This is a genomic window from Streptomyces sp. NBC_01142 (genome assembly GCF_026341125.1).
In the GTDB taxonomy this organism is placed as follows: Bacteria; Actinomycetota; Actinomycetes; order Streptomycetales; family Streptomycetaceae; genus Streptomyces.
In genome coordinates this window covers 1,074,980-1,097,960 of record NZ_JAPEOR010000001.1, presented here as the reverse complement: position 1 = coordinate 1,097,960, position 22,981 = coordinate 1,074,980, and the positions used below count along the sequence as shown (strand labels likewise).

General features: G+C 69.8%; 25 protein-coding genes and 1 pseudogene. 9 read left to right on the top strand and 17 right to left on the bottom strand.

Annotation, left to right across the window (positions count from 1 at the left end):
- Nucleotides 1-2: 2 nt before the first annotated feature.
- From OG883_RS05265 to OG883_RS05255, 3 genes are all read right to left on the bottom strand, one after another.
- Complete coding sequence (locus OG883_RS05265) at nucleotides 3-968, bottom strand: zinc-binding dehydrogenase (protein WP_266535589.1); 966 nt, start codon at nucleotides 966-968, stop codon at nucleotides 3-5.
- 71 nt (nucleotides 969-1,039) lie between these two features.
- Nucleotides 1,040-2,593 (bottom strand): alkaline phosphatase, encoded by a 1,554-nt coding sequence (locus OG883_RS05260; protein WP_266535586.1) that lies wholly within the window; start codon nucleotides 2,591-2,593, stop codon nucleotides 1,040-1,042.
- A complete protein-coding gene (locus tag OG883_RS05255; RefSeq protein WP_266535584.1) occupies nucleotides 2,590-3,168 on the bottom strand; it encodes a phosphoesterase in 579 nt (192 codons plus the stop codon). Before OG883_RS05255 ends, OG883_RS05260 begins: the two co-directional genes overlap by 4 nt.
- Nucleotides 3,169-3,368: 200 nt before the next feature.
- Here OG883_RS05255 and OG883_RS05250 point away from each other — a divergent pair, with 200 nt between their 5' ends.
- Nucleotides 3,369-3,521 (top strand): hypothetical protein, encoded by a 153-nt coding sequence (locus OG883_RS05250; RefSeq protein ID WP_266535582.1) that lies wholly within the window; start codon nucleotides 3,369-3,371, stop codon nucleotides 3,519-3,521.
- A gap of 315 nt (nucleotides 3,522-3,836) precedes the next feature.
- Here OG883_RS05250 and OG883_RS05245 read toward each other — a convergent pair whose 3' ends face one another.
- Complete coding sequence (locus OG883_RS05245) at nucleotides 3,837-5,057, bottom strand: NADP-dependent malic enzyme (protein ID WP_266541249.1); 1,221 nt, start codon at nucleotides 5,055-5,057, stop codon at nucleotides 3,837-3,839.
- A gap of 520 nt (nucleotides 5,058-5,577) precedes the next feature.
- Here OG883_RS05245 and OG883_RS05240 point away from each other — a divergent pair.
- The 3 genes from OG883_RS05240 to OG883_RS05230 are packed head-to-tail and all read left to right on the top strand — an operon-like array spanning nucleotide 5,578 to nucleotide 8,303.
- Nucleotides 5,578-6,543, top strand: a complete 966-nt coding sequence (locus OG883_RS05240; protein WP_266535579.1) for an ABC transporter substrate-binding protein — start codon at nucleotides 5,578-5,580, stop codon at nucleotides 6,541-6,543.
- A gap of 45 nt (nucleotides 6,544-6,588) precedes the next feature.
- Nucleotides 6,589-7,545 (top strand): amino acid ABC transporter permease, encoded by a 957-nt coding sequence (locus OG883_RS05235; protein WP_266535576.1) that lies wholly within the window; start codon nucleotides 6,589-6,591, stop codon nucleotides 7,543-7,545.
- On the top strand, nucleotides 7,542-8,303 hold the full coding sequence (locus OG883_RS05230) for an amino acid ABC transporter ATP-binding protein (RefSeq protein ID WP_323180880.1): 762 nt from the start codon (nucleotides 7,542-7,544) through the stop codon (nucleotides 8,301-8,303). The genes OG883_RS05235 and OG883_RS05230 overlap by 4 nt, the downstream gene beginning before the upstream one ends.
- An 81-nt stretch (nucleotides 8,304-8,384) precedes the next feature.
- Here OG883_RS05230 and OG883_RS05225 read toward each other — a convergent pair whose 3' ends face one another.
- Nucleotides 8,385-9,131 (bottom strand): trans-aconitate 2-methyltransferase, encoded by a 747-nt coding sequence (locus OG883_RS05225; RefSeq protein WP_266535573.1) that lies wholly within the window; start codon nucleotides 9,129-9,131, stop codon nucleotides 8,385-8,387.
- A 118-nt stretch (nucleotides 9,132-9,249) separates the two neighbouring features.
- On the opposite strand from OG883_RS05225, the gene OG883_RS05220 reads away from it, so the two are divergent.
- Complete coding sequence (locus OG883_RS05220) at nucleotides 9,250-9,879, top strand: CGNR zinc finger domain-containing protein (RefSeq protein WP_266535571.1); 630 nt, start codon at nucleotides 9,250-9,252, stop codon at nucleotides 9,877-9,879.
- Here the strand turns inward: OG883_RS05220 and sodX are convergent.
- Complete coding sequence (gene sodX, locus OG883_RS05215) at nucleotides 9,783-10,202, bottom strand: nickel-type superoxide dismutase maturation protease (RefSeq protein ID WP_266535568.1); 420 nt, start codon at nucleotides 10,200-10,202, stop codon at nucleotides 9,783-9,785. The two genes, OG883_RS05220 and sodX, sit on opposite strands and share 97 nt — an antisense overlap.
- Before the next feature lie 150 nt (nucleotides 10,203-10,352).
- Between sodX and sodN the strand changes: the two genes are divergently transcribed.
- Nucleotides 10,353-10,748: a superoxide dismutase, Ni gene (gene sodN, locus OG883_RS05210; protein ID WP_266535566.1), complete on the top strand. Its 396-nt coding sequence runs from the start codon at nucleotides 10,353-10,355 to the stop codon at nucleotides 10,746-10,748.
- 133 nt (nucleotides 10,749-10,881) lie between these two features.
- Here the strand turns inward: sodN and OG883_RS05205 are convergent, their stop codons facing one another.
- The 4 genes from OG883_RS05205 to OG883_RS05190 form a co-directional block, all read right to left on the bottom strand.
- The gene (locus tag OG883_RS05205) at nucleotides 10,882-12,087 is read right to left on the bottom strand and encodes a low temperature requirement protein A (protein ID WP_266535563.1); all 1,206 of its coding nucleotides are present in this window, start codon (nucleotides 12,085-12,087) and stop codon (nucleotides 10,882-10,884) included.
- Between the two features lie 204 nt (nucleotides 12,088-12,291).
- A complete protein-coding gene (locus tag OG883_RS05200; RefSeq protein ID WP_266535561.1) occupies nucleotides 12,292-13,110 on the bottom strand; it encodes a hypothetical protein in 819 nt (272 codons plus the stop codon).
- 119 nt (nucleotides 13,111-13,229) lie between these two features.
- Nucleotides 13,230-13,526, bottom strand: a complete 297-nt coding sequence (locus OG883_RS05195; RefSeq protein WP_266535558.1) for an N-acetyltransferase — start codon at nucleotides 13,524-13,526, stop codon at nucleotides 13,230-13,232.
- A 91-nt stretch (nucleotides 13,527-13,617) separates the two neighbouring features.
- The gene (locus OG883_RS05190; protein WP_266535556.1) at nucleotides 13,618-14,565 is read right to left on the bottom strand and encodes a DMT family transporter; all 948 of its coding nucleotides are present in this window, start codon (nucleotides 14,563-14,565) and stop codon (nucleotides 13,618-13,620) included.
- 111 nt (nucleotides 14,566-14,676) lie between these two features.
- Between OG883_RS05190 and OG883_RS05185 the strand changes: the two genes are divergently transcribed.
- Complete coding sequence (locus tag OG883_RS05185; protein WP_266535554.1) at nucleotides 14,677-15,375, top strand: TetR family transcriptional regulator; 699 nt, start codon at nucleotides 14,677-14,679, stop codon at nucleotides 15,373-15,375.
- Nucleotides 15,376-15,453: 78 nt separating this feature from the next.
- Here the strand turns inward: OG883_RS05185 and OG883_RS05180 are convergent, their stop codons facing one another.
- Nucleotides 15,454-16,416 (bottom strand): LysR family transcriptional regulator, encoded by a 963-nt coding sequence (locus OG883_RS05180; RefSeq protein WP_266535551.1) that lies wholly within the window; start codon nucleotides 16,414-16,416, stop codon nucleotides 15,454-15,456.
- 181 nt (nucleotides 16,417-16,597) lie between these two features.
- Here OG883_RS05180 and snpA point away from each other — a divergent pair, with 181 nt between their 5' ends.
- The gene (gene snpA / locus OG883_RS05175; protein ID WP_266535548.1) at nucleotides 16,598-17,254 is read left to right on the top strand and encodes a snapalysin; all 657 of its coding nucleotides are present in this window, start codon (nucleotides 16,598-16,600) and stop codon (nucleotides 17,252-17,254) included.
- 208 nt (nucleotides 17,255-17,462) lie between these two features.
- The gene (locus OG883_RS05170; protein WP_266535546.1) at nucleotides 17,463-17,993 is read left to right on the top strand and encodes a group II truncated hemoglobin; all 531 of its coding nucleotides are present in this window, start codon (nucleotides 17,463-17,465) and stop codon (nucleotides 17,991-17,993) included.
- Between the two features lie 118 nt (nucleotides 17,994-18,111).
- Here the strand turns inward: OG883_RS05170 and OG883_RS05165 are convergent, their stop codons facing one another.
- From OG883_RS05165 to OG883_RS05140, 6 genes and pseudogenes are all read right to left on the bottom strand, one after another.
- Nucleotides 18,112-18,555, bottom strand: coding sequence for a DUF6304 family protein (locus OG883_RS05165; protein ID WP_266535543.1), 444 nt, complete (start codon nucleotides 18,553-18,555; stop codon nucleotides 18,112-18,114).
- A 49-nt stretch (nucleotides 18,556-18,604) separates the two neighbouring features.
- Nucleotides 18,605-18,877 (bottom strand): hypothetical protein, encoded by a 273-nt coding sequence (locus OG883_RS05160; protein ID WP_266535541.1) that lies wholly within the window; start codon nucleotides 18,875-18,877, stop codon nucleotides 18,605-18,607.
- A gap of 44 nt (nucleotides 18,878-18,921) precedes the next feature.
- The gene (locus tag OG883_RS05155; RefSeq protein ID WP_266535539.1) at nucleotides 18,922-19,503 is read right to left on the bottom strand and encodes a dihydrofolate reductase family protein; all 582 of its coding nucleotides are present in this window, start codon (nucleotides 19,501-19,503) and stop codon (nucleotides 18,922-18,924) included.
- A 68-nt stretch (nucleotides 19,504-19,571) separates the two neighbouring features.
- Nucleotides 19,572-20,265 (bottom strand): annotated as a pseudogene (locus tag OG883_RS05150) (GNAT family N-acetyltransferase).
- Between the two features lie 79 nt (nucleotides 20,266-20,344).
- Entirely contained in the window at nucleotides 20,345-21,376 is a 1,032-nt protein-coding gene (locus OG883_RS05145; RefSeq protein ID WP_266535537.1) for a family 2 encapsulin nanocompartment cargo protein polyprenyl transferase, read from the bottom strand.
- A gap of 145 nt (nucleotides 21,377-21,521) precedes the next feature.
- Nucleotides 21,522-22,946: a family 2B encapsulin nanocompartment shell protein gene (locus tag OG883_RS05140; RefSeq protein ID WP_266535535.1), complete on the bottom strand. Its 1,425-nt coding sequence runs from the start codon at nucleotides 22,944-22,946 to the stop codon at nucleotides 21,522-21,524.
- Between the last annotated feature and the right edge of the window lie 35 nt (nucleotides 22,947-22,981).

Genomic DNA, 22,981 nt, shown 5'->3' with positions numbered 1-22,981 from the left:
CATCAAGAGGCCGTCAGCACGATCTTTCCGAAAAGGTCGCCGCCGGCCATCCGTTCGAAACCGTCCCTGGCCCGGTCCAGCGGCAGCACCTCGTCGATCACCGGCCGTACGCCCGTCGCCGCACAGAAGGAGAGGAGATCCTCCAGTTCGTCCTTCGAGCCCATCGTCGAGCCGACGACCTTGAGCTCCAGGAAGAAGATCCGGGTCAGCTCGGCGTGCGAGGGACGGTCGCCGCTGGTGGCGCCGGAGATCACCAGGGTGCCGCCGGGCCGCAGCGACTTGACCGAGTGCGACCAGGTCGCGGCGCCGACCGTCTCGATGACGGCGTCCACGCGCCGGGGCAGCCGCGCCCCCGGTTCGTACGCCTCCTCCGCGCCCAGCTCCAGGGCCCGCTTGCGCTTGGCCTCGTCGCGGCTGGTGGCGTACATGCGCAGGCCTGCCGCCTTCCCGAGGACAATCGCGGCGGTCGCGACACCTCCCCCGGCGCCCTGCACGAGGACCGAGTCGCCGGGCCGCACCCCGGCGTTGGTGAAGAGCATCCGGTACGCGGTGAGCCAGGCGGTCGGCAGGCAGGCGGCCTGCTCGAAGGAGAGCTCGGCCGGCTTGGCCAGCACATTCCAGGCGGGGACGGTGACCTGCTCGGCGAAGGTGCCCTGGTAGCGCTCGGTGAGGATGGAGCGGGGCTCGTTCGGGCCGACCCCGTGCCCGGTCTGGCCGATGACGGAGTGGATCACCACCTCGTTGCCGTCCTCGTCGATGCCGGCGGCATCGCAGCCGAGGATCATCGGCAGCTTGTCCTCGGCGAGGCCGACGCCCCGCAGCGACCAGAGGTCATGGTGGTTGAGGGAGGCGGCCTTGACAGTGACGGTGGTCCAGCCGGGGCGTGCCTCGGGAGCCGGGCGTTCGCCCAGTTCGAGGCCGTTGAGGGGCTGGTCGCGATCGATGCGGGCGGCGTAGGCGGCGAACATGACCTTGAGGGTAGGGCGGGGGCGGGACGCGGCGGAACCATGTACGGCTGTGACACGCGTCCCGCTCGCGTTCAGTCCCTTCTGTACTGGGCCGGGGAGTTCTTCGTCGCCGGGTCCTCGTACGAGCCTGCCGTGCCGCGGTCCACATGGAACGTGGTGAGGGTGGTGACGGGCGAGACCGGGTCGCGCCGGTCGGCGATCACCCGCATATGGGCGCTGAAGCGCTCCGGCGTGACCTCGTAGACGTCATAGCCGTAGCGGTTGCCCTCGAAGTACTTCAGATGCGGGTTGGCCCGGCCCATGACCGGGCCGTTGGTCTTGTTCCACTCCGCGGAGTACGCCCCCGAGGTGACCGAGTGTGCGGTGAACTCCGTGCCGACGACGGGCGAGGAGGTGTCGTCGAAGTCGGTCCTGATGTCGTCGACGAAGGCGGAGTGCCAGTCGCCGGTGATCACGACGAGGTCCTCGAGGCCGCTGGTGCGGACATGGTTCAGCACTTCCTTGCGCTCGGCAAGGAAGCCGTCCCACTGGTCGGTGAACATGTACGGGCCGCCGGGCCTGCCCCGGAGCTGGCTGAGCATGATCGAGTTGGCCCAGACGTGCCAGGCATCGGGGGCCCGCGTGATGCCCTGCTTGAGCCAGGACTTCTGATCGGCGCCGAGGATCGTGCCGTCCGCGAGATTCTGCGCGGAGCGGTACGAACGCAGATCGAGGACGGTCAGTTCCAGCAGGTCGCCCCAGCGGCGGACCCGGTGGATCTCGGGGTCGGGCAGCGCCGAGTTCCCGCTGTCGCGGTGGGGCATGTTCTCGTACCAGGCCTGGTACGCGGCTGCCCGGCGCCGCAGGAACGGCGCGCCGCCGCCCGTACCGCTGTAGTCGTTGACGACCTCGTGGTCGTCCCAGGTGAGGAACCAGGGGTGGGCGGCGTGAGCCTCGCGCAGGGAGGCGTCGCCCTTGTAGAGGGCGTGCCGGCGCCGGTAGTCGGCGAGGGTGAGGATCTCGGCGGTGTCATGGTCGCGCACATGGTCGCCGCCGACGGGGCCGTGCTCGTAGATGTAGTCGCCGAGGTGGACGACGAAGTCCACGTTCTCGCGGGCGATGCCGCGATGGGCGGCGTAGTAACCGTCGTGGAAGGCCTGGCAGTTGGCCGCGGCGAAACGGACCTTGGCGACGGGGCCGGCAGGTGCGGTCCTGGTGCGGCCGACCCGGCTGGTCTTTCCGAGCGCCGTGAAGGCGTACCAGTAGCGGGTGTTCGCCCGCAGCCCGCCGACGGGTATGTGCACGCTGTGCCCGAGCGTGGCGGAGGCCGGGGCCTTGCCGCGGGCCACGACCCGCCGCAGGGCGGAGTCCTGGGCGACGACCCATTCGACCTCGACGATCTCGGGCAGCTTCTGCTCGGGAGCGAGGGGTTCGGGCGCGAGGCGGGTCCACAGCACGACGCTCGTCGGCTGCGGGTCCCCGGAGGCGACACCCAGCGTGAACGGCGCCGGGTCGTAGTCGGCGCCCAGCGCCTCGGCGGCCTCGCGGGCCTGCGCAGGCGAGAGGCCCGCGCTCAGCGGCCAGGCGAGGTTGAGCGCGCCCGCGGCACCGGCCGCCTTGAGCAGATCACGGCGGTTGAGCGTCACGACCGGCCTCCCGTAGCCGTCAGGGTGAGCGAGATCCCGTCCGCGTAGCCGTCGTTCGACGTCCCGCCGCCGGTACGGGTGAAGACCAGCAGGACGCGCGCGCTGCGGGCCCCGGGCGGTACGGCGGCCGCCGCGGTGCGCTCCACGAGGCCGGTGCGTGCACCGCGTTCGGCGGCGGTCACCGGGCCGAGCACGCTCAGCGCGACGGGCGTTCCCCGGGTGTCGCGGAACTCCACGGACAGACGCGCGCCGTCCTCCTGGGCCGCGTAGCCGCCGAGCCAGGCGCCGACGGCGTACCGCACCCGGCCGGCGTCGACGGCGGCGCGCCCGGTCGCTCCGGCGGCGGGCAGCACGATGTCCTGTACGAGGGTGGTGCGGGGCGTGTTCCCGCCGCTGAAGAAGCGGCTGCCGCGCTGGACGGGCCCGGGATCGGCGGGGGTCGGGTACCCACCGCCCAGGCTGTAGGCGATGAGCGCGGGCGCGCCCTGCCCGATGACCCATCCGGTCACTGTGCCGACCGGTTCGGCGGACCCTCCGGGCCCGCTCTCGGCGTCGCCGTTGACGACCAGGTTCACTAACGCCTCCTGTGCTGACGGGGGTGGCGCGGTGCATCACAGCAGTGCGAGGTGAACCTTGGAAGGCTTCGGACGGAACAGCGCACGGGAGCTCTTGCGGCGGGCCGCCCGCGGACCGGCAAGTGACCGGTTTTCGACCGTCCGTTGGCCGCAGGCGCCGGGCGGCACGGTGGAGGTCCATGCGGCAGCGAGGGGCTCTGGTGGGCACGAACACGTCCTCGGGCATCGGCGCGGTCGTCCCGGCTCTGCTCAGGGGAAACCTCCTGGCAGCCGCGAGCGCGGCGGGCCACGGCGCGGACGGCATCGCGAGCGTGACGAGGTCGATCAGAAAGCCCTCGCCCACGACGGCATGACACGAAGTGGGTTCGGAAGCGGGCTCGGAACCGGACCGGGAAGCGGGCTCGGAAGCAGGCCCGTAACCACCGAGCCACCCGCACCCCCGCACCACCCGCACCGCCGCGCCACCCGATCAGCCGAATCGCCGGAAGCCGACCGGCCCGTGGCCCATTCGGACCATCCGCCACAACGGGCCGGAGGGCCGGCAGAGCGTTCCATCCGCCCACCGCGTACGCGGACGGGCCGCGTCGCACCCCTGCCAAGGGGTGCGACGCGGCCCGTCGTCGTACAGCTTCCTCACGCCCGCACAGAACGTGTGGAACCGCGTCCCGTCAGCGGCGGGCGACGCCCTCCGCGCGGGCTGCCGCCGCGACCGCCGCCGTGACGGCAGGGGCGACCCGCTCGTCGAACGGCGAGGGGATCACGTAGTCGGCCGCCAGCGCGTCGCCCACCACGTCCGCCAGCGCGTTCGCCGCGGCGATCTTCATGCCCTCGGTGATCCGCGACGCCCGGACCTGCAGCGCGCCCGCGAAGATCCCCGGGAAGGCCAGGACGTTGTTGATCTGGTTCGGGTAGTCGCTGCGCCCCGTGGCCACGACCGCCGCGTACCGGTGCGCGACGTCGGGGTGGACCTCGGGGTTCGGGTTGGCCATGGCGAAGACGAACGCACCCTTCGCCATCGACGCGACCGCCGTCTCCGCCACCGTGCCGCCGGAGACGCCGATGAAGACGTCCGCGCCGGCCAGAGCCGTCTCCAGCGAGCCGCTCAGCCCCGCCCGGTTGGTGATCTCGGCTAGCTCCCGCTTGACGGACGTGAGGTCCTCGCGGTCCCGGCTGACGACGCCCTTGCGGTCGGCCACCGCCACATCGCCGATGCCCGCCTCCAGCAGGAACTTCGCGATGGCCACGCCCGCCGCGCCGGCGCCGGAGATGACGGCGCGCAGGTCACCGAGACCGCGACCGGTCAGCTTCGCGGCGTTGCGCAGCGCGGCGAGGGTCACCACGGCCGTGCCGTGCTGGTCGTCGTGGAAGACGGGAATGTCGAGGCGCTCCTGGAGCCTGCGCTCGATCTCGAAGCAGCGCGGCGCCGAGATGTCCTCGAGGTTGACTCCACCGAACGACGGCGCGAGCCGCACGACGGTCTCGATGATCTCGTCGGTGTCCGTCGTGGCGAGCGCGATCGGGACCGCGTCCACGCCGCCGAACTGCTTGAAGAGGATGGCTTTCCCCTCCATGACCGGAAGCGATGCCTCCGGCCCGATGTCGCCAAGACCGAGCACCGCGGTCCCGTCCGTCACGACAGCGACAACCTGGGACTTCCAGGTGTAGTCGTGGACGAGATCGGGTTGCTCGGCGATCGCGCTGCACACCTTGGCGACACCGGGTGTGTACGCGAGGGACAGGTCGTCCTTGTCACGCACCGGCACAGTGGCCTGGATGGCCATCTTGCCGCCGCGATGCAGCGCGAAGGCCGGATCGAAGGGCTCGCCGGAGTCTCCGGGAACACTGTCCGTAGCGCTGTCGCTGCGTGGATTGACGATCTCCGCTGCCATTTGGTTGACCCCTTTGGTCTTCATCAGTTGAGGGTGGCCACTCCTGGTTGAGGAGGGGTGGGCGGGCACCGCGTCCGTTCCCTGCCTCAGCGGTTGGCCCGCCTGACAGGGGTGAATACGTACGCGCGGGCGCGCCGCACACGCGCCCTGAGCCCCGGATGAGGGGTGTAAACGTCCTTCTTACCCGACCGACCGCACCGCCGACGAGTCAGTATCAGTCTGGTGATGTGACTCATGGGCGAATATCCGGACAAGCCCGCTATGCGGCATGAAACCTGGCCACGACGCACGTCGAGCAGGAGATCTTCCGGCCGGAAGAAGGTATTCCAGTGAAAGGTCCGGCCTTGATGTACCGGCCTTCTGGGGTCCGGGGGTGTCCCGTTACCCGATTTTGACATGCCGAGCCCCCTGAATGGGCTAGTCCGAATGGCAAGATGCCGAAAACACACAAGGTCGCGACACTCGAAGATGAGTACAACGACCCACTGGTAGCTCCCTCACCCGCCGGAGGACCCCGCTCATGACCGCAAGCACCACCCGTCGTACGACTGCCGCCAGGTCCCGGATCGCCGCAGTCGGCGCGATCGCGGTCGCCGGCGCGCTGATGCTCACCGCCTGTGGTGACCAGACGAGCTCCGGCTCGGGCACCAAGGAGACCGACGGAGGCACGTCGAGCAGCGCCCCGCTCTTCAAGAAGCTCCCGAAGAAGTACCAGGACGCCGGCGTGATCAAGGTCGGTACGGACGCCGCGTACGCTCCGATGGAGTACGAGGAGGGCGGCAAGATCGTCGGTATCGACCCCGACATCGCCGCGGCACTCGGCAAGGAACTCGGCGTGGAGTTCACGTTCACCAGCGGCACCTTCGACGGCTTGATCTCGTCGCTGAACACCGGCCGCCAGGACCTTGTCATGTCTGCCATGAGCGACACCAAGGCCCGCCAGGAGGGTCTGGACGACAAGGGCAAGAAGACCGGTAAGGGCGTCGACTTCGTCGACTACTTCAACTCCGGCGTCTCGCTCCTGGTCAAGAAGGGCAACCCGAACAAGATCGACTCGCTCGACGACCTGTGTGGCAAGAAGGTCGCCGTGCAGCGCGGTACGACCTACGAGGACACCTTCAAGACCCAGGCCGCCAAGTGTGAGAAGGACGGCAAGGGCAAGCTCACCATCGAGGCCTTCGACACCGACGCCGAGGCCCAGACCCGGGTGAAGTCCGGTGGCGCCGTCGCCGACCTCAACGACTACCCGGTCGCCGCGCACATCGCCAAGACCGCGGGCGGTGGCAACGACTTCGAGGTCGTGGGTGACCAGACCGGCGCCGGCCCCTTCGGCATCGCCGTCGACAAGGACAACGCCCAGCTGCGCGACGCGCTCAAGGACGCCCTGAACGCGATCATCAAGAACGGCGAGTACGAGAAGGTCCTGGAAAAGTGGGACGTCAAGGACAGCGCCGTGACCGAGGCGACCATCAACGCCGGCAAGTGATCTCCGGCGTTCTCGCCTCAAGCGTTTCACTGAAGGGCAGTCACTGTGACTGACAAGTTCGACAAGACACCCGCCGACGAGCCACCAGCCGACTCGGCGGTCACCAAGGTGGCCACACCTCCCGAGCAGATCAAGGCCATTCCCGTCCGACACTGGGGCCGCTGGGTCTCCGGTGTGGTTGTGGTGGCCCTGCTGGGCACGCTGGTGTATTCGTTCTCCCAGGGCGACGTCAACTGGGACACGGTCGGGAGCTACATCTTCGACGAGCGGATCGTGGCCGGCGCCGGCCGTACGCTGCTGATCAGCGTGCTCTCGATGCTCATCGGTCTGGTGCTGGGCATCGTCCTCGCGGTCATGCGACTGTCGAAGAACCCGGTCACCGGGGCGGTGTCCTGGCTGTACATCTGGTTCTTCCGCGGCACCCCGGTCTACGTCCAGCTGCTGCTGTGGTTCAACCTCGCGCTGATCTTCCCCGTCCTGAACCTCGGGTTCTACAAGGACGAGATGGTCGACGTCATGACGCCGTTCATGGTCGCCCTGCTGGGCCTGGGCCTGAACGAGGGCGCCTACATGGCCGAAATCGTCCGGGCCGGCATCCAGTCGGTCGACGAGGGCCAGACCGAGGCCTCCCACGCCCTGGGTATGCCCAACAGCAAGACCATGCGTCGCGTCGTGCTCCCCCAGGCGATGCGGGTCATCGTGCCGCCCACCGGCAACGAGTTCATCAACCTGCTCAAGACCTCCTCCCTGGTCTCCGCAGTGCAGTACACCGATCTGCTGCGAGCGGCCACGAACATCGGCTCCACCTCGTTCGCGGTGATGGAGATGCTGCTGGTCGCCTCGGTCTGGTACCTGGCCCTGACCAGCGTCTTCAGCGTCGGCCAGTACTACGTCGAGCGGTACTACGCCCGCGGATCTCTGCGGCAGCTGCCCAAGACACCGTGGCAGAAGGTCAAGGCAAACATGCTCTCCCTCAACAGCCCCCGGGGTGGTGTTGCATGAACCCCATGGTGAAGGCCGAGGGCGTCCACAAGTCCTACGGCGCAGCGCACATCCTCAAGGGCATTGACCTCGAGGTCGCCCCGCGCGAGGTGTTCTGCCTGGTCGGCCCGTCCGGCTCCGGCAAGTCCACCTTCCTGCGGTGCATCAACCACCTGGAACAGATCAACGCCGGCCGGCTCTCCGTCGACGGCAACCTGGTGGGCTACCGCCAAAAGGGCGACAAGCTCTACGAGCTCAAGGACAGCGAGGTCGCTGCCCAGCGCCGGGACATCGGCATGGTTTTCCAGCGCTTCAACCTGTTCCCCCACATGACCGCGCTGGCCAACGTCATGGAAGCCCCGATCCAGGTCAAGGGCGAAACCAAGGCGGTGGCCCGCGAGCGAGCCGAGCGACTGCTGGACCGCGTCGGCCTGGCCGACAAGGCCCGCAACTACCCGTCCCAGCTCTCCGGCGGCCAGCAGCAGCGTGTCGCCATCGCCCGCGCACTGGCGATGGAACCCAAGCTGATGCTCTTCGACGAGCCCACCTCCGCGCTCGACCCCGAGCTCGTCGGTGACGTCCTCGACGTCATGCGCGGCCTCGCCGAGGACGGCATGACCATGATCGTCGTCACCCACGAGATGGGCTTCGCCCGCGAGGTCGGCGACGCCCTCGTCTTCATGGACGACGGCGTCGTGGTCGAAGCGGGCAACCCCCGCGACGTCCTCACCAACCCCCAGCACGACCGCACCAAGGCATTCCTGTCCAAGGTGCTGTAGTTCTGCGGCTGAGTTCTGCGGTTGCGGAAGAGGGCGGTACGGATCCGGTGTCCGTACCGCCCTCTTCTTTGCGTCTTCGGCCTACCTGAGGGCGAGGAGCAGCGCGTCGGAGGGCGAGGCCCACACGGTCCGCGCCTCTCCGAACCCGGCCGCGCGCAGTGTCTCCGCATGCCACCGTACGGACGGCGTGTCACCGTCGGCGTGCTCGCCGTAGATCTCGTAGCGCTGGGCGGTCGGCCCGGCGAGGACGGGGTCCTTGGCCGCAAGGGCCCACCAGTCGGCCCAGTCGAGCACGCCTGTGGCCTTGGCCCGGTCCATCCGCGCATGGCGGTGGGCCCGCTCGGCGGCGTTGATGCGCGGGGTGTCCCCGTCGATCATGTGGTCGGCGTTCATGAAGACACCGCCGTCGTGGACCAGGCCGCCGATCTGGCCGTAGAGCGTGGCCAGCGGACCGCTGTGCAGCCAGTGCAGGGCGGTGGCGGTGAGCACGGCGTCGTACGAGTCGTACGGCAGCTTCTGTACCCACTCGGGGTCCTTCAGGTCGGCCGTGACGAAGGTGACCCGCTCGTCGCCGGCGAAGTAACCCTCGGCGATGGTCAGCAGCGCGGGATCCAGATCGACCCCCGTACTGGTGGCCTTCGGGAACCGCGCGAAGAGCCGGTCCGTAATACTTCCCGTACCGCACGCGAGATCCAGCACCCTCGGCTCGGGTCCCACCAGGGCCTCGACCATGTCCAGCATCACCCGGAACCGCTCCTCGCGGTCGGGCATGTACCACTCCTGCTGCCGGTCCCAGCTCTCCTGCCAGGCCCGCCAGTCGGCACCCATGACCGCCTCCGTGCGTGTATCCGTATCCGACTCCGCCACCGGAAGCCTCCCGTCCGTAATACCCTCGAAGCATCATCAGCTGTTACAGCACATTAGACCGCCGCGGTAAGGACTACAAGTGGAACTGGCCTATTACTCGGACTACGCCGTGCGTCTGGTCAACACCGAGGAGCCGGCTCGCAACAAGGACTCCCTCACCTCGGTCGAGGTCATCCGCGAACTCTTCGGCGCGTCCTCCCAGGTCGCGCGCCGCGCCACCGACACGGACGTCACACGCTTCCGGTCCGTACGGGCCCGCCTTCGCGCGGTCTTCACCGCAGCCGACTCCGGCGACGAGACCCAGGCTGTCGACCTGCTCAACTCGCTGCTGCTGGAGTTCCCGGTCAGCCCGCAGATCTCGGGGCACGACCTGCGTGACGAGGACGGCCGCCCCAAGTGGCACATGCACCTCGCCGACCACCCCTCCAACGCGACGGCGGGGTACGCCGCGATCGCCGCGATGGGTCTGGCGTTCCATCTCACGGAGTACGGCGTGGACCGGCTCGGGCTGTGCCAGGCATCGCCGTGCCGCAACGCCTACCTCGACACCTCGACCAACCGCTCCCGCCGCTACTGCTCGGACCGCTGTGCGACCCGCGCCAATGTGGCCGCCTACCGCGCCCGCAAACGCCTCGAGACGGAGCGGTCGGAGAGCACCGGCCGTACGGCCGAGAACGCCCAGGACACGGCCCCGCGGACCGATCGCTGATCATCGGCGAACGGCCGGTATCTGCCGCGTACCCGCCCCAGCAGCAACTCCGGGGGGACCGTGCCGAAGAGCCGGCTGTCCCCCTCGGCCCCCGGGTTGTCCCCGAGCACCCACCAGCCCTCGCCGCGCCGCTCGGCCAGGCGCTTGACGATGAGCAGATCCTGCTGCAGCGGATGACGCAGCACGGCGACGTCGCCGGCCTTCACCTCGGCGCCGTAGTGCACCAGCAGCTGGTCGCCGTGTTTCAGCGTCGGGTACATGGACGGACCCGTCACTTCGGCGACCCCGAACGGCGCTCTCGGCTCCCGCCCCGGCTCAGTCATCAGCCACCTCCGAGTCCCACGGTACGTTCGGCCACCGGTCCCATACTGACCCTGGACTTTTGTCCTAAGCCCTAGGGGGCACCCGCGAAAACACGTCTCTCACGGAGTAATGTCCCACCTGAGAAGACGATCACGAGGAAGGACAGCTCAATGCTTTCCCGCCTGTTTGCCCCCAAGGTGAAGGTCAGCGCCCACTGCGACCTGCCGTGCGGTGTGTACGACCCGGCCCAGGCCCGTATCGAGGCCGAGTCGGTCAAGGCCGTCCAGGAGAAGTACCAGGCCAACGACGACGCGGACTTCCGGACCCGCGCCATTGTCATCAAGGAGCAGCGCGCGGAGCTCGCCAAGCACCATGTCTCGGTGCTGTGGAGTGACTACTTCAAGCCGCCGCACTTCGAGAAGTACCCGGAGCTGAACCAGCTGGTCAACGACACCCTGAAGGCGCTGTCGGCTGCGAAGGCGTCGACGGACCCGGCGACGGGCCAGAAGGCGCTGGACTACATCGCCCAGATCGACAAGATCTTCTGGGAGACCAAGAAGGCTTGACCCGGCCGGGGCGGCAAGCCCCCCGTGTCATCATCCGCACCCGGTCCCCGCGAATCGCCGTTTCCCGGCGGTCCTGGGGACCGGGTGCGGTGTGCTGTGCGGGGCCGACACCCCCTAGATCACTCTCGCGGCCTCACACCTCGGTGAACGGCTCGGGCGCCTGTTCGCCATGGCCGGCTCCCGCGGCCCCGGCTTTCCGGCCGTGCAGGACCGCCAGTCCGGTCACCGCCGCAGCCAGCAGCACCAGCGCGAGCAGCGCGGGGATCAGGACCACCACGGCGCCCGCGCACAGGCAGCCGATCCCCCCGGTGATGAGGACGCCGGACCTCTGCCCGTCCGTGCGCAGCAGGATGGCCGCCGCCGCCAGCAGGAACACGCCCACACCCCCGGCGAGCGCCCACGCCACCACCCCGTGCAGCGGCTCGGACAGGTCGTAGTGCCCGCTGTCGGCGATCTGGTGGAGCGCCTTCTTCATGCCCAGTGCGGTGAGTACGACTCCGGCGACGAGCGGCAGGTGCAGGAACGTGTAGACGTCACGCGCCAGCCGGGTGCGGTCGTCGCCGGTCAAGGTGGCCAGCCGGTGTTCGGCGCTCTCGCCGAGCTGCCGGAAGTACAGCCGCCACAGTCCGGCGACGACCAGCAGGCCCGCGCCGGCCGCGGCGAGCACCGGCGCGGAGACGGGAAGACCGGACACCCCCACACCGATCGCGACGATCGACTCGCCCAGGGCGATGATGACGATCAGGCTGTGCCGCTCGGCGAAGTGGCCGGGCGAGGTGACGCGCCAGCCCGACGATCCGGTGACGTAGACGCCGCAGTAGTCGATCAGCACCGCGCCGAACCACACCAGTATCTGCGTGACGCCGGTGAGGGCGCTGCCCACGAGAAGCAGTACGAACGGCGGAGCCACGGACAGCAGCGCGGTCCGGCGCACCGAGGCATGCAGCGCCTTGTCACCGGGGCTGGAGATCCAGTACGAGACCAGGTGCAGGAGCCGGACGGCGCCGTAGCAGAGTACGAACACGAGCGGCGCGGGCAAGCCGCCGGGCTCGTCGGCGTAGACCTCGGGCACGGTCAGTGAGACGGCCAGCAACACCGCCATCACCGCGACCAGCACGGTGAACAGCGCACCGGAGTCGGCTCGCACCACATTGCCCAGCCAGGCGAAACAGCACCAGCACCACCACAGCAGGGCGAGCACCACCGCCGCGCCGACCAGCCGCAGTGGCGTCGGGTCGGCCGCCATCAGAGCGGTCACCTGTGTGATGGCGTAGACGAACACCAGGTCGAAGAACAGCTCGGCGGGCGTTACCCGGTGGCCGTCCTCGGTGGCTATCATCCGGGATCTTTCTCTACCTGTCGCCACAATCCCTCCCCCTCCGGAGCCCACTCGGTTCGGTCGACTCCGCGCGGAAGGATACAGACGATGTCATGGCCGAATCAGGTTATTCGTCGTCGGCGGAACCGGGCACCGGTCGCTCTCGGCAGGCAGCAGGAACGCCGGCCACAGGCCGCTCCGTTGGCCCGACCGGCCGGCCGGATCTCAGCCTTCACCGAGCGCTCGCGCGATGTTGCCCCTCACCACGTCCAGATCACCGCGTATCGCCTCGTACGCGGCCCTGTTCCGGTCGATGTCGGCGCGCTGACGCTCTGCGCGGACCGCCCACCACACGCCCACGGTGTTGTACTGCCGCTTGCACTCGACATCGGCGACGGCTGTGCCCACTTCGCGGGCCGTACGGGTCGTGTTGCCGCCCTGGTCCCGGCCCCAGGTCTTGTCCCCGAACGCCTTGTCCGGGTTGTCGTACTGTCCGAAGCCCCTGTCCTCGACACACCGCGCCCAGGTGTCCCACGCCCGGCGTATCCGGTCGTCCTTCGGCTCCGTCTTGATCAGCTCCGCTTCGCGGCCGGAGACGTAGGACCACATCCGTGTGGAGTCCTTGACGCCTCTGTCCAGTTGTTCACTCGCCGCGCCGTGGCAGCCGTTCTCGGGGACCTTCCGGCCACGCACCGTGCTCGCGCCGCCGAGGCCGGGGCCGTGCAGGACCTCGTACTCCTCCTGGGTCATCGTGCGGTCCTTCGGTTCCCAGCCGCCCCGGTTCCTGGGGTCCCAGCCGTAGCCCCAGCGGCGAGCCAGGGCGAGATCGAGTGCGCCGAAGGGGCCCGATGACACCAGCACCGTCACGATCGCCGCCATCCCGGCCGACGGGTTCTTCGGATCCAGGGGGAAGTCGGTGAAGCCGAAGTCCGCCATGCACCGTTGTTGCAGACGGCCTTGCGCCTGCTTCAACCGGTCGAAGTCGCTGTCGCTGAACGCGTACCGGGCCAGGGGGAGTTCGGGTATCTCCTCCTCGGTGTTCACGACAGGCACCTTCACCCCGTCGGCGAACCCCGGTGAGCCCGGCGTGGAGCCGAGCGCGCAGCCGGCGGCCGAAAGGGCGACCAGCGCCACTGCTGACCATCGAGCGTGTCTCGACGCCATCAGCCGGCCGAGCCTGTCCCGGGGCGCAGCGTGAAGCGCAGCCTCTCCTTCGAACTCGCCCCCAGGCGGTCGTAGAAGGTGATCGCGCCTTCGTTCCACGAGGGCGTCTGCCACTGCACCTCGTCGAGCCCGAGGGCGAGCGCCTCCGCCGTGACGGCGTCCATCAGGAGGCGGGCGGGTGGTACGGCCCGCTCGTAGTCGGCGTGCTCCGCGGCCAGTTCGGCGACGCGCGGCAGGTCGGCCGGGAGCGCGTGGCGTACCCGCGGTGGGAGCGGAGGCTGCACAAGGTCGGTCATCCGGCCATGATGCAGGCCACCACTGACACTCCCCGGGGCCGGGTAACCGACCCGGCCAGGGTCCGGAAGACGGCGCGGAGCGCGAGCGGTGTCAGTGGCTCCCCTGAACTGTTCGCTCGTCTGCGGGAGCCGGCCGTGCGCCCCGCCCGCTCGACCGCACGCTCCCGGCCGCCGGCGCACCGCCCCGGTGGACGATCACCACTGCCGCCAGCCCGAGAGCGAGCCCGAGGACCGTCTGCACACCGAAGGGCTCGTCGAACATCGCGGCTCCCCAGATCGCGGTCACCGGCGCCATCAGGAACATGAGCGTGTTGACCTTGGTCACCCCGGAGCGGCGCAGGATCAGCCAGTACAGTCCGTATCCGCCGAACGTGGCCAGGGCCACGAGCCAGCCGATCGCCACCCAGAACGAGGCCTCGGCGGGCGGCGCCACGGACCCGTACGCCGCGGCGAGGACGGTGAAGACGACGGCGCTGGTGACGCAGTGGACCGTCATGGAGACCGACGGCGCGATCCGGGTGCGTGTACGGCTCTCCAGGAACGTCGCCGCGACCAACGAGAGCATGCCGAGGAACGGTATGAGGTAGGCCCAGGGTGCGACGCCTTCGGTCGCCGTGGCGTCGGCGAGCGTGACGACGGCGACGCCCGACACCCCCAGGCCGAGACCGAGCCACTGCCGGCCGGAGACGTACTGCCCCAGCAGCGGTCCGGCCAGCGCCCCCGCGACGAGCGGCTGGGTGCCGTCGATCAGGGCCGTGGTGCCGCTGGAGACACCGAGCTGGATCGCTGCGTACACGGTGAGCAGATAGCCGCTCTGCGACAGTGTGCCGATCACGGCCTGGCGCAGCACGTCCCGCGCGGTCAGTCCGTGCCAGGAGGCCCTGGCGAGCGTGGCGGCGACGAGGGCCAGGACAGCGGCCAGCGGCAGGAACCGCCACATCAGGATGGTGACGGTGTCGGCGCTTCCCGCGCCGAGCTTGGCCCCGATGAATCCGGAACTCCAGCACACCACGAAGGCGGCGGAGAGAAGGACGTTCATGGCCGGTCACCACCCGCTTAGAAACTGGTCCTGGTCCTGGTCCTGGTCCGGAGTCCGGGTATATAGATCTGTCTACCGATGTCCACTATACAGATCGGTATACTCGATGCCATGGGCAGTCCAGCAGCTCCGCACCGGATCGCGATGACCCCCGGCGCCCGCCGCGCCCTGGAGGCCGCCTCGCGGCTCTTCTACGAGCGGGGGATCCACGCTGTCGGGGTGGACCTGATCGCCGCCGAGGCGGGGGTCACCAAGAAGACCCTCTACGACCGGTTCGGCTCCAAGGAGCAGCTGGTCGTGGAGTACCTCGCCGCCCGCGACGAGGGCTGGCGCGCCTTTCTCGCCGAGCGCCTCGATACGGCGGGACCGTCGGCGGCCGAGCGCGTCCTCGCGGTCTTCGACGCATCCCGCGACTGGGCCGACGAGCACAGCACCAGAGGCTGCAGCATGGTCAACGCCCATGCCGAGATCAGCGACCCGCACCACCCGGCATACGCGATCATCACCGGCCAGAAGGCCTGGATGCTCGGGCTCTTCACCGACCTGGTGCGCGAGGGCGCCCCGGAAGGGGAAGCCGACCCCGCCCCGAGGCCGGAAGACCCGGAGCCGGAAGCAGACCCGGACCTGGAAGCCGGCCCATGGCCGGAAGCCGACCCGGAGCCGGAAGCCGACCGCGCCCGAGCGGAGACGCTCGGCCGCGCGCTCATGCTGCTGCACGAGGGGGCACTCGTGGCGCACGGCCTGAACGTCTTCCCCACCCCCCTCCATGCCGCGCGGGAACAGGCACGCCTCCTCCTTGCGGCCCGCTGACCGCGGGAGCCTGCCGCCGGCGACTGCGTACGAGACCGCCTCGACCTGCCCGACGGTGGCGGGCAGGTGTTCCCGGCCTCAGGCCGCGGGCGTGTGCAGCAGCGGGCTCTTGTGTCTCATCAGCCACTGCCGGTACGCCGCCTGACGCAGCGCAGCCTCCCGGTACGCCGCCTCCAGCGCCTCGTACACTGGCTCGTACAACTCGGTGCACGCCCCCGGACGGGAGAACAGCAGCAGCTGTACGGCGAGCGGGTCACCCACCAGCGGACGGATGGCCATGTCGTCGCGCGGACCCGACGTCGGCTGGCACGGGGCGACCGCCTCGCCGACCGCGACCAGGGACGCGGCGGTGAGGTAGTCCCCGTGCAGGACCGGCGGGTTGAGGCCCGCCGCGTCCAGCACGCGGCGCAGCCCGTCCCACTCGCCGTCCACCGTCGGGTCGACCATCCAGCGGTCCCCGGCCAGATCGGCCAGTGCCACGACGGACCCGGCGGCCGCCGGATGATCGCGGGCCATGGAGATGAACTGCGGCTCGCGCTCGACGAGTACGCGTACGGACAGACCGCCGGGCACCAGCAGCGGACACCCCTCCACCTCGTGCACGAAGGCGACATCGAGCAGGCCCGCGGCAACCATCCGCAGTAACGCGTTGGCCGAGACGTCCATATGGAGCGAGATGTCGGTGCCCGGCAGCCGCTGCCGGAGCCGGCGCAGCCAACCCGCCAGCGCGCGGCTGGCGGTGGAGCCGACGCGCAGCCGGGGGCCGCCGACCCGTCCGGCGGCCGCCTTGGCCTCGACGACCAGGGCCGCCATTTCGGCCACGATCGGTCGGGCCCGGCTCAGTACGGAGCGGCCCAGCGGAGTCGGCCGGCAGCCGGTGCGTTCACGCGAGAAGAGCTCCGCACCAAGGGTGTTCTCGATACGCCGAAGCTGCGTCGTCAGCGACGGCTGGCTCATGCCCAGCTGCCGGGCGGCTTTGTGCAGGCTGCCGGTGTCGGCTATGGCACACAGCGCACGGAGGTGCCTCACCTCGAGCTCCATGAACCGAGAGTAGGGCCGCACCAACTGTCACACCGGACACCTGAGTTGGGGCACGGCGGACGGACCGGGACAGGCTGGTGATGCGTTCGCGTTATCGGCAGTTGGCATCATCCGCAAGGGGGCCTGACTCCCCGACACTCTGCCGTACCGAACCCGTTCATCGGACGAGTAGGAGCCCCCCATGCGTCACCCCAGAACGTTACTCTCCGCCGCACTCGGCCTCGGCCTCGCCGCCGCCCTGGGCGCCGTACCCGCAACCGCTGCCACGACGGCCAACTCCCCTGCGGCCGCCGTGTCTTCGTCGTACGCCGCGTACGAAGGATCCGCCGAGGACGCCAAGGCGACGAAGGCCTTCTTCGACGCCGTGGTGAAGTCGGTGGCCGAGCAGCGCGCCGCGAACCCCGGCGCCAAGGCAGTGACCGTCGTCTACAACACCAGCCGCGCGCCCAGCTTCCGCAGCCAGATAGCGCAGAGCACCCAGATCTGGAACAGCTCCGTCAGCAACGTGAGGCTGCAGGAGGGCTCGGCCGCGAACTTCACGTACCGCGAAGGCAATGACCCCCGGGGCTCGTACGCGAGCACCGACGGGCACGGCCGCGGCTACATCTTCCTCGACTACCGGCAGAACCAGCAGTACAACTCCACCCGCGTCACCGCCCACGAGACCGGGCACGTGCTCGGCCTGCCGGACCACTACTCGGGGCCGTGCAGCGAACTGATGTCGGGCGGCGGCCCCGGCACGTCCTGCCAGAACGCCACCCCGGACGCGCGGGAACGCGCCCGGGTGAACACTCTGTGGGCCAACGGCCTGGCGGCCGCGATCGCCCGCATCTCCTGAGAGGCCCGACCGGTCCGACTGGTCCGACCGGTCCGACCGGTCTGTGAACGAGAGGGGCGCCCCGCCGCGGAAGGCGGGGCGCCCCTTCCGCCGAGAGCAGAAGCGCTTGGCCGATCCGCCGTACCCCATGAATCCTGACCGCGCATACCGGATCCAGGAGGGGGACCCTTGAGATGAAGCATTACGCGCGTACGAACGAGGTGCCGTCATGAGCCGTCCGGGGAGCGAACCAGCGAGCGGAACGGGAAGCGAGCCCGCGAGCGGCAGCGGAACGGGGAGCGAACCCGGCGGGCGTCCCGGGACGCTGTACGACGCCGCGGGCGGCGCGGACGCGCTGCGGAGGCTGAGCAACACCTTCTACGAGGCCGTCCTCGCCGATCCGCTGCTCGCCCCCGTCTTCGCCGACTTCACTCCCACCCACATCGAGCATGTCGCGGTCTGGCTGGCCGAGATCTTCGACGGACCCGCCCGCTTCACCGCCGACCTCGGTGGCCATCAGACCCTGCTCCGCGCCCACCTCGGGCTCTCGATCACCGAGGAACAGCGGCTGCGCTGGATGGAGCTGATGACCGACGCGGTGACAAAGGAACTGCCCGACGACGAGCTGCTGCGCCGCCGGGTGGTGGAGTACTTCGAGTGGGGTACGAAGATCGCCCGCGAAGTCTCGGCCGACCCGGTCGGCACCGACCTGGGCGACCCGGGCCCGACCCCGCGCTGGGGCTGGAACGGGGTGCACTGACCTCGGGCGCATCGGCGCGGAGCCGGACCGGCACGGACCACGAGGTCCGCACGGACTCGGCGGACCGGCGGCGGACCGGGCCCACGGCGCCCGGTCCGCCGCCGGGCGCCGGGCGCCGTCAGGCGTCCACGGTCACCTGATGCCCGAACTGCGCGCCGGGCGGCAGCTGGCGTCCTATACGGCTCAGGGCGTCTCCGAAGTCGCCCCCGGCGACACCGGATTCATACGCCGTCCCGCCGTAGTGCAGGGTCAGATTGAGGTCCGCCCGGTCGAGCAGTCCGTCGGGCTGCGGCTCGCCGAGCGTCAACAGACAGCTGAGCGTGGCCAGTTGGACCACGCCGTCCGCCGCGTGGACGGGCAGCGGCATGTCCCACTCCAGTACGCAGGAGGAGAGCACCCCGCCGTCCCCCACCGGCTCCAGGGCAGCGAAAGCCGCCCCCTCGTACTCAACACCCCTGATGGCGGTACGCAACTGGCGTCCGCTCGCCGCGATCGTGAACGCTTCCGCGCCCCGCCGGTCGCGGTACCAGCCCGCCCAGACTTCCGTCGACTCCGATGACATGGCGCGGACTGTAGCGGTACGGCTGCCTCCACCTCACAGCCGGGATGCCTCAGGCGCTCCCGACCTCCGCGCCGGGCTCCTCGCCCGGCCGCTCGGCCGCAGTCTTGACCACTTCGTCAGCCCGTTTCTTGCCTGCTTCCTCGCCGTGACTCCCGGCGACCTCGGCACATGCGGGATTACGGCAGGGCCCGGGCCCCCAGGTGGGGACAAAAGCCCCGAGCGTCTTGCGTCGTTTGATGGCCGTACCGACAGGCTGTCCGCAGGCCGGGCATACGTACTCGCCCTGCGGGCGGCGGACGGTCCGGCGTCCTTCGCTGCCCATGACTCCAGGATATGGCGGTATGGGCAAGTCGGACACTCCTACGGTCAGCGCCTCCTGCTGTACTTCCTCACGAGCACCCCGTTGTCGAACGTGCGCACGGAGTCGAGAGTGAAGTCGGAAATCTCGAACTCCGCGGCGAACATGGGCATACCGGAGCCGAGGACGACCGGATACGTCTTGATGACGAGCTCGTCGACCTCGTCCTTCAGCTGGCCGGCGAGGCTCGCACCGCCGCAGAGATAGATGCCGAGCCCGTCCTCCCGCTTGAGCTCCCGGATCTTGGCCACGACGTCGCCGGAGACGATCTCCACATGGAGGTCGGGAGAGTCCTTGATGCTGCGCGACGCCACATACTCGCGCAGATGCGCATACGGGCTGGTGACCTTGCCGTCCAGCGCGATGTCGTAGCTGACCCGGCCCTGGATGATCGTGTCGAACTGCGTGTTCGGCGCGTCGTCAATGCCGAAGGCCTGCCGGGCCATGGTCGGCAGGGTGTCCTGGCAGTCCGTCTTGAGGTACTCGAGGAAGTCACCGCCGACGAACGAGGTGAAGAAGTCCGCCTCGCCGCCGGGGGCGCCGATGAAGCCGTCGATCGACGCGGCGATGAAGTAGCTGAGCTTTCGCAAACCGATCCTCTGGTCTTGGCGTGATGAGGTGCGGTCGCAGGCGATGTGTCCTCCCACCCGAAACCACTTCATTCACAGTGCTCCACATGTAGTGGTTCTGCAAGGTCATTCCCGGGGCGAGATCCGGAGGGTTCAGTTCCGGCGTGCCGATGCGGTGGGTCCACTCGGCGCACCTGACCCGGTTCGCGCCACATGGGCCACATCAGCGGGCCGTCGGGCAGCTCCACGGCCGTCCCGGTGAACGCGAAGCCGAGCCGCTCGTACAGCCGGCGGCTGCGTGCGCTGCTCGCGTCCAGACAGGCGGGAGCACCGTCGCGATCGCAGCGCTCCAGCACGGATGTGATCAGTGCGCTTCCCAGGCCCTGGCGCTGCCGCTGCGGGGAGACCGCGATCAGCAGCAGGTACGCGTGCGCCCGCTCGTAGGGATGAACCGCGTCCGTCAGCAGGCCAACCTGCTCGACCCGGTCGTTGTGCGGGCCCGCGATCTCACGCATCCGGGCCGGGGTGCCGTCGCCCTTCCGGCCCGCCGGCCGGGATGTCGAGCCAGAGGGCCACGGCGGCCCCGTCCTCGGTGACCTCGACACGCCCCACGGCGAGCGCCACATCGAGGAACTCCCCGAGGAAGGGGCCGTGCACCCGGCGGCGCTCTGCCGGGTCGGGGAAGACCCAGCAGCTCACCGGGTCATCGTGGAATGCCTCGTCGATGAGATGGACGAGCGCCGTCCGGTCGTCCGCCGTCGCCTGCCGTACCCCTGTCGCCAAGCCCACGTTCCCCCGCCTCTCCCTGCACGCTGTCGGTCAACATGCGTACATGATTCCGGAGTTGGCGGTTCCGTGACCTTCAGCGGGTCCGGCGGGTGACGAATTCCGCCAGGGCCAGCAGATCGCCCGCCGCGGCAAGATCCGGGACCGCGCGGGAGAGCTCCTGCACGGCCCGTGCCATCCGGTCCGCGGCCTGCAACTGCGCCCAGTCGCGGCCGCCCGCCCGGTCGACGGCCTCGGCTGCGCGACGCACGCCCGCGGCGTTCATCGGCCCACGGTAGAGCTCGGCCAGTTCGGCGCCGGCCGGGGTGCCCGAGGCGAGCGCCGCGACCACCGGCAGCGACTTCTTGTGCGCGGCCAGATCGGCGCCGGCCGGTTTGCCCGTACGGTCCGGGTCGCCCCAGATCCCGATCAGATCGTCGATGAGCTGGAAGGCGAGCCCCGCCTCCCGCCCGAAGGCGTCCATGGCCGCGGCCTCCTCCTCTCCCGCGCCCGCGTACAGCGCACCGAGCGCGCAGGCGCAGCCCAGCAGCGCCCCTGTCTTGGCCGTCGCCATGCCGAGGCACTCCTCGAGGGACACCTCGTGCGGTGCGCGCTCCTCGAAGGCGCAGTCCGCCTGCTGTCCCGCGCACAGTTCGATCACACAGGCCGCGAGACGCTCCGAGGCCGCCAGGGAGGCGGGGTGCCGGTCCTCGGCGAGCAGCCGCAGCGCGAGGGCGAGCAGGGCGTCCCCCGCGATGATGGCGTCCGGGGTGCCGAAGACCGTCCATGCGGTGGGGCGGTGTCTTCGGGTGGGGTCCTCGTCGATGACGTCGTCGTGGAGCAGGGTGAAGTTGTGCGCGAGCTCCACGGCGGCCGCCGCCCGTACGGCCTGCTGCGGGTCGCCGCCCAGCGCCCGCGACGCGGCGAGCACGAGCGCGGGCCTGATGGCCTTGCCGGTCGATCCCGCGGCCGGAGTGCCGTCCGCATGCTCCCAGCCGAAGTGGTACATCGCCACGCGGCGTATGGATCCGGGCAACGATTCGACGGTGGCACGCAGTTGAGGATTGACGGTGCTGCGGGTGCGCTCGAGAAGGGCGACGGCCTCGCGGCCTTCGACAGTGTCCGACATGGTCAACTGGGCTGTCCTCTCCAGGGGGTGGGCCAGACGTGGCAGCCAGGGGCAGTGCGCGGCACCGTGCGGCGCGGCACCGCGCAGCGCCCGCGGCCGGGTCGGGGTCGCAGCGGTGCGGCGTCGCGCCCCCGGCCGCGCCGGTTCACTGCCAGCGGCTCACCTCGACGTTCTCCAGGACGCCGAGCGCGTCCGGCACCAGCACCGCCGCCGAGTAGTAGGCCGTGACCAGGTACGAGATGATCGCCTGCTCGTCGATGCCCATGAAGCGCACGGACAGGCTCGGCTCGATCTCGTCCGGGATGCCGCTCTGCTGAAGTCCGATCACGCCCTGATCGGCCTCACCCGTACGCATACAGATGATCGATGTGGTCCTGGCCTCGGTGACCGGGATCTTGTTGCAGGGGAAGATCGGCACACCGCGCCAGGCCGGCACATGCTGCCCGGCGACCTCCACGCTGTCGGGGACCAGACCGCGCCTGTTGCACTCGCGCCCGAAGGCGGCGATGGCCCGCGGATGGGCGAGGAACAGCTTCGACCCGCGCCGCCGCGACAGCAGTTCGTCCATGTCGTCGGGGCTCGGGGCGCCGTCGTGCGGCTGCAGCCGCTGCTCGTATGCGCAGTTGTTCAGCAGGCCGAACTCGCGGTTGTTGATGAGCTCGTGCTCCTGGCGCTCACGCAGCGCCTCGACCGTGAGCCGCAACTGCTGCTCGGTCTGGTTCATCGGCTGGTTGTAGAGGTCGGCGACGCGGCTGTGGACCTTCAGCACGGTCTGGGCGACGCTCAGTTCGTACTCGCGCGGCACCGAGTCGTAGTCGACGTACGTATGCGGTACGACGGCTTCGCCGACATGGCCTGCGGACAGATCGATCGCCGCTTCGCCGTACTTGTTGGTGCGCTGCTGCGGCAGGGCGGCCAGCCCGGCCAGGTGCCCGCGCAAGGACTCCGCCCGCTCCGCGAGGTTCAGAACATCGCGCCTGGTCAGCTCGAGGACGGTGCACGCCGTCGCCGCACGGGCCGTGTAGTCCCAGGTGGCCTCGCGGTCCAGAAGCGCCCGGTCGCCGAAGTACGCACCGTCGCCGAGGACGCCGAGGACCGTCTCGTCGCCGTACGGACCGGTGCCGATCTGCTCCACCCGGCCGTGCGCCAGCAGATAGACGCGGTCCGCGTCGTCCCCGGAGGTGGCCAGCACCTCGCCGGGGGCGAACTCCCGCTGCTCACAGCGGCTCGCCAGCTCGGTGAGCACCGCATCGTCCCCGAAGTCCCGCAGGGCCGGGAGCTCGCCCAGCTCGGCGGGGATGACCGCCACCTGGCCCCCGGTCTGCACGAAAGTCACGCGCCCGTCGCCCACGGAGTAGGTGAGGCGGCGGTTCACCCGGTAGGTACCGCCCTGCACCTGCACCCAGGGCAGCATGCGCAGCAGCCACCGTGAGGTGATCTCCTGCATCTGCGGAGCCGACTTGGTGGTCGTCGCCAGGTTTCGCGCGGCTGCCGTACCGAGACTCTGCTGCTTCGGCGTCTGCTGCTCGCGGACCTCGTCGCCGACAGAGCCGACCGAACCAACCGACATAGGGACTCCCTCTCGATCATGGACTGACCTGCACC

What these genes read in the sequence shown, in the direction of transcription:
- OG883_RS05140 (WP_266535535.1), bottom strand. Translation starts at nt 22,946, where the DNA reads ATGTCGGTTGGTTCGGTCGGCTCTGTCGGCGACGAGGTCCGCGAGCAG.
- OG883_RS05195 (WP_266535558.1), bottom strand. Translation starts at nt 13,526, where the DNA reads ATGACCGACCTTGTGCAGCCTCCGCTCCCACCGCGGGTACGCCACGCG.
- OG883_RS05245 (WP_266541249.1), bottom strand. Translation starts at nt 5,057, where the DNA reads ATGGCAGCGGAGATCGTCAATCCACGCAGCGACAGCGCTACGGACAGT.
- OG883_RS05240 (WP_266535579.1), top strand. Translation starts at nt 5,578, where the DNA reads ATGACCGCAAGCACCACCCGTCGTACGACTGCCGCCAGGTCCCGGATC.
- OG883_RS05165 (WP_266535543.1), bottom strand. Translation starts at nt 18,555, where the DNA reads ATGTCATCGGAGTCGACGGAAGTCTGGGCGGGCTGGTACCGCGACCGG.
- snpA (WP_266535548.1), top strand. Translation starts at nt 16,598, where the DNA reads ATGCGTCACCCCAGAACGTTACTCTCCGCCGCACTCGGCCTCGGCCTC.
- sodN (WP_266535566.1), top strand. Translation starts at nt 10,353, where the DNA reads ATGCTTTCCCGCCTGTTTGCCCCCAAGGTGAAGGTCAGCGCCCACTGC.
- sodX (WP_266535568.1), bottom strand. Translation starts at nt 10,202, where the DNA reads ATGACTGAGCCGGGGCGGGAGCCGAGAGCGCCGTTCGGGGTCGCCGAA.
- OG883_RS05205 (WP_266535563.1), bottom strand. Translation starts at nt 12,087, where the DNA reads ATGATAGCCACCGAGGACGGCCACCGGGTAACGCCCGCCGAGCTGTTC.
- OG883_RS05265 (WP_266535589.1), bottom strand. Translation starts at nt 968, where the DNA reads ATGTTCGCCGCCTACGCCGCCCGCATCGATCGCGACCAGCCCCTCAAC.
- OG883_RS05180 (WP_266535551.1), bottom strand. Translation starts at nt 16,416, where the DNA reads ATGGAGCTCGAGGTGAGGCACCTCCGTGCGCTGTGTGCCATAGCCGAC.
- OG883_RS05225 (WP_266535573.1), bottom strand. Translation starts at nt 9,131, where the DNA reads ATGGGTGCCGACTGGCGGGCCTGGCAGGAGAGCTGGGACCGGCAGCAG.
- OG883_RS05230 (WP_323180880.1), top strand. Translation starts at nt 7,542, where the DNA reads ATGAACCCCATGGTGAAGGCCGAGGGCGTCCACAAGTCCTACGGCGCA.
- OG883_RS05145 (WP_266535537.1), bottom strand. Translation starts at nt 21,376, where the DNA reads ATGTCGGACACTGTCGAAGGCCGCGAGGCCGTCGCCCTTCTCGAGCGC.
- OG883_RS05170 (WP_266535546.1), top strand. Translation starts at nt 17,463, where the DNA reads ATGAGCCGTCCGGGGAGCGAACCAGCGAGCGGAACGGGAAGCGAGCCC.
- OG883_RS05160 (WP_266535541.1), bottom strand. Translation starts at nt 18,877, where the DNA reads ATGGGCAGCGAAGGACGCCGGACCGTCCGCCGCCCGCAGGGCGAGTAC.
- OG883_RS05190 (WP_266535556.1), bottom strand. Translation starts at nt 14,565, where the DNA reads ATGAACGTCCTTCTCTCCGCCGCCTTCGTGGTGTGCTGGAGTTCCGGA.
- OG883_RS05185 (WP_266535554.1), top strand. Translation starts at nt 14,677, where the DNA reads ATGGGCAGTCCAGCAGCTCCGCACCGGATCGCGATGACCCCCGGCGCC.